General features: G+C 37.8%; 6 protein-coding genes. 1 reads left to right on the top strand and 5 read right to left on the bottom strand.

Annotated elements, in window-relative coordinates; translation table 11 throughout:
- Positions 1 to 132: 132 nt before the first annotated feature.
- The 4 genes from RRY75_RS03320 to RRY75_RS03305 form a co-directional block, all read right to left on the bottom strand.
- Positions 133 to 1,050: an aldo/keto reductase gene (locus RRY75_RS03320; protein ID WP_332491100.1), complete on the bottom strand. Its 918-nt coding sequence runs from the start codon at positions 1,048 to 1,050 to the stop codon at positions 133 to 135.
- 123 nt (positions 1,051 to 1,173) lie between these two features.
- Positions 1,174 to 1,497, bottom strand: coding sequence for a hypothetical protein (locus tag RRY75_RS03315; protein WP_332491103.1), 324 nt, complete (start codon positions 1,495 to 1,497; stop codon positions 1,174 to 1,176).
- Between the two features lie 972 nt (positions 1,498 to 2,469).
- Positions 2,470 to 3,312 (bottom strand): tRNA 2-thiocytidine biosynthesis TtcA family protein, encoded by an 843-nt coding sequence (locus RRY75_RS03310; RefSeq protein ID WP_332491105.1) that lies wholly within the window; start codon positions 3,310 to 3,312, stop codon positions 2,470 to 2,472.
- Between the two features lie 97 nt (positions 3,313 to 3,409).
- Entirely contained in the window at positions 3,410 to 4,528 is a 1,119-nt protein-coding gene (locus tag RRY75_RS03305; protein WP_332491107.1) for a cysteine desulfurase family protein, read from the bottom strand.
- A 170-nt stretch (positions 4,529 to 4,698) separates the two neighbouring features.
- Between RRY75_RS03305 and RRY75_RS03300 the strand changes: the two genes are divergently transcribed.
- The gene (locus RRY75_RS03300; protein WP_332491108.1) at positions 4,699 to 5,094 is read left to right on the top strand and encodes a hypothetical protein; all 396 of its coding nucleotides are present in this window, start codon (positions 4,699 to 4,701) and stop codon (positions 5,092 to 5,094) included.
- A 243-nt stretch (positions 5,095 to 5,337) separates the two neighbouring features.
- On the opposite strand, the gene RRY75_RS03295 is transcribed toward RRY75_RS03300, so the two are convergent.
- A complete protein-coding gene (locus RRY75_RS03295) occupies positions 5,338 to 5,961 on the bottom strand; it encodes a cytidylate kinase-like family protein (RefSeq protein WP_332491110.1) in 624 nt (207 codons plus the stop codon).
- Positions 5,962 to 6,117 lie beyond the last annotated feature (156 nt).

Genomic DNA, 6,117 nt, shown 5'->3' with positions numbered 1-6,117 from the left:
TCAGGTGTGAAATTTCGTCTTTTTCTCATATGAATACCGTCCTTTTGTAGTTAAATTTATTATAACAGGATTCATTAAGGAATAGAAATTTAACTGTCTAGATTACAAGTACCATTATAGTTTTGCATAAACTTAAGGCAAAATGTTTCCTGCTGCTCTGTAGATTTCGTACCATTCTTGTCTTGTAAGTTCTACATCAGATGCTTTGCAGATGCCTTTAAGACGTTCTGGATTGGTTGTCCCAACGACCGTTTGAATACGTGCTGGATGTCTTAAAATCCAAGCCACTGCAAGGGCACTGTTTGTCACACCCTTCTCTGCAGCTATACGGTCAACCACTTTATTCAGTTCTGGGAATTTAGGATTATCTAAAAATACTCCTTCAAAAAAACCATATTGGAATGGTGACCAAGCTTGAATCGTAATATCTTCTAGACGACAATAGTCAAGTACACTGCCATCGCGGTTCAGCGCTGCTGCATTTTCCATGTTTACATTGAGCCCAGCATCTACCATTGTCGTGTTAGTGATGCTAAATTGAAGTTGATTAATGATGATTTTTTCATCTAAATAACGGTTTAATAGCGCCATTTGCATAGGGTTTTGATTGCTTACCCCAAAGTAACGCACTTTGCCACTTTCACGTAATGCACGGAAAGCCTCTGCTACTTCTTCGGGTTCCATCAATGTATCTGGACGGTGAAGTAAGAGCACATCCACATAGTCCATACCTAAGCGTTGTAAGCTTTTGTCCACTGAAGTTAAAATGTGTTCCTTAGAAAAGTCAAAGAAACCTGGGCGAATCCCACATTTTGTTTGAATCACTAAATCTTCTCTTTGAATAGAAGTACCTTTTAAGGCTTGTCCAAATAAAATTTCAGACTCTCCTTGTCCATAAATATCTGCATGGTCATAAAAGTCAATGCCTGCTGCATGGGACACCTCAATAAGTGTACGTACTTCTTCTACTGTATGACCTGCCATACGCATACATCCTAGTGAAATCTCTGAACCTTGAAGTGGGCTTGTACCCATTTGAATTTTTTTCATAGCGCTTCGCCTCTTTCCTTATCTATATTTTGACATACCTTTATCTATTATAGTCCCTCATCCTACTTTTTTACAAGTTTAGGATCATACAAATATAGCCAGTATGCCTATTTTTTCATACCTTTAATGCAGAAAGTGTATTTCATTTTCTCCGTATAGGGTATACATCATGTTGTTTGTATTCACTAGTGATTGGTCTACTATTCCTTTTACTTTTTGTGTGGTTTTGCCATTTTCCACTTTAAAGATGCCAGGGTTATATCCATTGCTTATCCCTAATACTGTATCTGATAATACAACTATTTTGTCCATGTATTGGGTAAGTAAAATGGTCTTTTTATTTTCACCGTCTAAATCGACGCCAATTAAGTATTGGGTCTCTTCATCTACATAGTACACACGGTCTTCTATCCAATATTTATAGATTGGACGTGTCAATTTTTGCACCTTTTTGCTCTCCCTCTTGTAGTGCTTGTACAATCTGTTTCTTTATCAATCTTTTAGACTTTTATTTCGGTGTTTAAAACGCACAAAAACCAGCCCAAGTCGTCCCCCCTTGTATTACATAGACGGACTTAGGCTGGTCTTTGGTTGTGGCAAAGGTCTTCACCTTTTGGATGGTGCTAAACTTCACTTTGTACAAGTTTGGCGTGCCGCTTGAGGCGCTCTAGGCGATAGGAGCATTCGTTGGTGTGCTCTAGGTGAAAGGGATGCCATTGCATGTATCACTGTGAGTGTCCGAAGAATCTACCAAAACGTAGAAGTACTGTTGGCTTTACGGGTATCCTTGAACATTGATGAAGTTTAACGCGCTAGATAGGGTGAATAGATATAGAACTTACCCCATATCACTTGACTGCCACCATCAAATGATACAGTTTTTAAGAAAAAGTCCTTATAGGGTCAGAAGGGGGGCACCAACACTTACAAGCCTTTTTCTTACATAAGCAATGGTATTCAAAGGTCCCGGGATTCCTTATCCTACCTTGGCTTATGGTCTATCCTGTTCAAAACGGGTCTTACCTATCAGCTTGTCCCACATCCTTTAAAAGTATATGAAACGGGCTTACTTATACTATACTACTTTTAAAATTTCATGTCAATATATTGTGTAGAATTTTTAATATTTTTTCTACAAATTAACTTTCTTTATTTCTATCCACCTAGTATCCATCATCTCGAATCTTCCGCTAGAGCGTCTTAAATTCTCTCTACCGTTAAGTCCTCCACCTTATACTTCCTTGAAAGGCCTTGCAAGTTCTTCTCTTCCTCCTTTATAGGCGAGCCAATTGGTACCAGCTTATCCTGCAAAAAGAGATAGGGATGACCCTTTGGCATCATCCCTATCTCTTTCGTCTTGTTACCTTTTATTTTGTTTCATGCTATTTTATCTCTTATCTTATCTTATCTTATCTTATCTTATTGCTCATCATATTCATCTAAGAAGCTATGGTCTTTGCCATCTTTGCGGTAACCAATAATCGTCTCTAAGTTCACGTTGTGTACACTTCTAAAGATGTTCATATCAATATGTGGATTGGTCTGTCTAAACTTCTTCACAAGATTTTTCATTTCTTGACGCTTAGACCCACCTCCTTGGTCACCGAGTAGGCAACTTTCTGTTAAACGACATGCACATTGAATAAAACGTAAATCATGGGTGTTTTTCCATGCAATGATATCTTCTTCTTTAACAAGGTACAGGGGACGAATGAGTTCCATCCCTGGGTGGTTCGTACTATGAAGCTTAGGCATCATCGTTTTGATTTCCCCACCGTACAGCATGCTCATGAGAATGGTTTCAATGGCATCATCAAAGTGATGGCCTAATGCAATTTTATTACACCCAATAGACTGAGCGTATTTGTAAAGGAAACCACGGCGCATTCTTGCACAAAGATAACAAGGGGTCTCATCTACTTCTGCTACTACATCAAAAATATTACTTTCAAAGATTTTGATTGGAATGTTTAAATACTCGGCATTATCAATAATCACTTGACGGTTATAGGCGTTGTAACCTGGATCCATTACTACAAATTCTAATTCAAAGTTACGTTTCCCATGACGGTATAACTCTTGCATACATTTAGCAAGAAGCATAGAATCCTTTCCACCAGAGATACATACCATAATTTTGTCCCCATCTTTGATAAGCTCATAGTCATTGACAGCACGAACAAATTTTGTCCAGATGGTTTTACGGTATTTCTTAATGATACTACGTTCAATTACTTCAAATTTTTCAAGCTCTCTTTTCATTTTATCTTCCTATCTATAGGTATCGTTTCATCTAAAGACATAGATGTGATTATTTTATTTTTGAAACGCTGCTGCTTCATCACCAGATACGCTTTGCCTAAAAAGTAGCAAGCACCTCGCCAAATGCCTTTAAGAAAGTTTCAATCTCTTCCTCTGTTGTCAAGTGGCTCAGACTGATACGAAGGGTGGATAACGCCTTTTTACGATCCTTTGTCACAGCATACACAGGTCTAGAAGGGCTATTTAGGGTACAACATGCAGATTTGGTAGCTACGTAAATTTCACGTTCTGCCAATCTTTCTTGGACTTCTCTCGCCTTAATCCCCGTTAAGCTTATATTCAAAATATAAGGACTGCCTTCTACTGGACTATTGAAAGTCACCGCTTGGTGTATAGCAAGTCCCGCTCTTAAGCGCTGATTAAGCTTTTCTACATAGTTAAAATGGCTTGATTGATTGGCTTGTGCTAAGCTTAAAGCTTCTACTAAACTTCCAATAAGCGCAAGTGTTGGTGTTCCACTTCTAAAAGCGGTCGTACTGGTACCGCCATGAATAATAGGCTCTAGCATGACGTGCTCCTTTTTAATCAAGACACCGCATCCATTTAAGCCATAAAACTTATGACTTGAAAAGGTTAAAAGGTCTGCACATGCCATAGGGACTTGCAGCTTACCAATAGCTTGCGTACCATCTACGTGCAATAGACAATGCGGATACTCTGTATCTAGCAAGTCACGAATAGCCTGAAGCGGTTGCCTTGCACCGAGTTCACTATCTACTTCACTGATGGCCACCATAATCGTATCTGCTCTTAAAAGACTTTTCAAGTGCTCTAAGTCCATTTGTCCATTAGGTAAAATGTCCACAAACTCAATCTCATAGCCTTCATTGTGTAGCGCCGTGGCCGTACTTGATACAGAAGAATGCTCAAGGTAAGTGGTAATAATATGTTTGCCATAGCGTTTGTAATAATGGCACCCACCAATAATCGCTAAGTTATTGGACTCTGTGGCACCAGAGGTATAAATAATTTCCGAAGGCTTAACGCCTAACAAGTCAGCCATCTGTTGGGTACATGTATCTAACTTTACTTTGGCAGCTTGTCCTAGGGCATGGGCTGCATTAGGATTTGCAATATATTCAGTAGAAAGTTGTACGAACCTTTCTAGTACTTTTGGATCTACAGGGGTATTAGCTGCATAGTCTAAATAAAGCATAAGTCTACCTCTCTTTTTAGTTACTCTGTTTTTCATCATAAATTTTATCAGGACGTTTGTCAATATTAAAGCCTTCCCAATAGGTTATTCCTTTCATTCTATATATTTTCTTAATGCATTTATGGTATACTCTTTGTATCTGAATAACCGTTACTGAAAGGAGTTTTCTTATGAAAGAAAAGTTACAAAAATTTATGGCTGGTCGCTACGGTGTGGATCAACTTGGCTTTGCCCTACTCATCACCTGTTTAATTGTTGGATGCCTGGATATCTTTATCCGTAGTTTCATTTTAACAGGTCTGACTGTTGCCTTATTGATTCTTTTTTATTACCGTTCCCTTTCTCGTAATATGTACAAACGCCAACAAGAAAACTTTAAATTTATACGTTTTTGGACTCCTATTCAAAAACGCTTAAATCTTTATGAAAAGCAATTTAAAGAACGTAAAACGCACAAATATTTCACTTGCTCTAACTGCAAACAAACCCTGAGAGTACCTAAAGGAAAAGGCAAAGTTTGTATCAGTTGCCCAAAATGCAAACAAGACTTACACAAGCGTACTTAAGCTTTTCTTGCACATGAGCTACTTTAATCCCATCCATAGCACTAATAGGAGACACTACTCCTTAAAAGGAAATAATAAATAGGACCTGCATTAAAGCATGAAGGTCTATGAATCTAGCTTAAAACGGCTAGTTTCATAGACCTTTTATTCATACACTTACCTTCCCTAGTTTTTAACTTATTAACTTTCTAAGTTACCCCTTTATTATCCTTTCAGGCCGTTTCCAACCTAAGTATTTCCTTCCTACTTACTCTGCTCCATCTTAATTTTCAAATAGGCTTTAATCACTTCAATACATTTTTCATACCCCAGTGCATCACTATCTAAGCAAAGGTCGTAGTTGTTGGCATCTTTCCAATCTTGTCCTGTAAAGTAATGATAATACGCGGCGCGGCGCTTATCGGTGGTGAGAATGTATTGCTTTGGATTTTTCACAGGCGCAATTTTTTCTACACCTTGTATGCAAGCTTCCATAGGGGCATGAATATAGACTGAAATGACATGGTCATAATCTTTCAATATGTAATCTGCACATCTCCCAATGATGATACAAGATTCTTTTTCAGCCAACTCTTTAATGATCTTCGCTTGATAGTTAAAAAGGTTTTCATTAGATACAAAGTCATCTCGGTCTGGAGGAATAATTTCTCCTTTGTAGACGTTCTTAGCCACCTTATAAAGTAATGTATTTTTTACTTTTTCATCTGCATCAATAAAAAGTTGTTCGTTGATGCCACTATCATCTGATGCTAACCTTAATAAGTTCCGGTCATAATAAGGAATATTTAAATCCGCAGCCAACATCTTGCCTATTGTGCGTCCACCACTTCCATAACCACGTGCAATAGTCATTACAAAGTTTTTCATTATACCCCACCTTTCTCATTTAGCTCTAACTTTTATCTTAGCCTCACTTTAGTTGTTTCTTTTACTATATATACTATTTCAAATTGTTTCAACTTATTCACCTCTAAATTGCAATAATATTTCATAGTAATCCACCCCCTGTAATCTTTAGCTTCT

It is taken from the genome of Niameybacter sp. (genome assembly GCF_036655075.1).
Classification (GTDB): Bacteria; Bacillota; Clostridia; order Lachnospirales; family Cellulosilyticaceae; genus Holtiella.
Note: the sequence above shows the minus strand (reverse complement) of the source record. Positions and strands in the feature narration are given on the sequence as shown.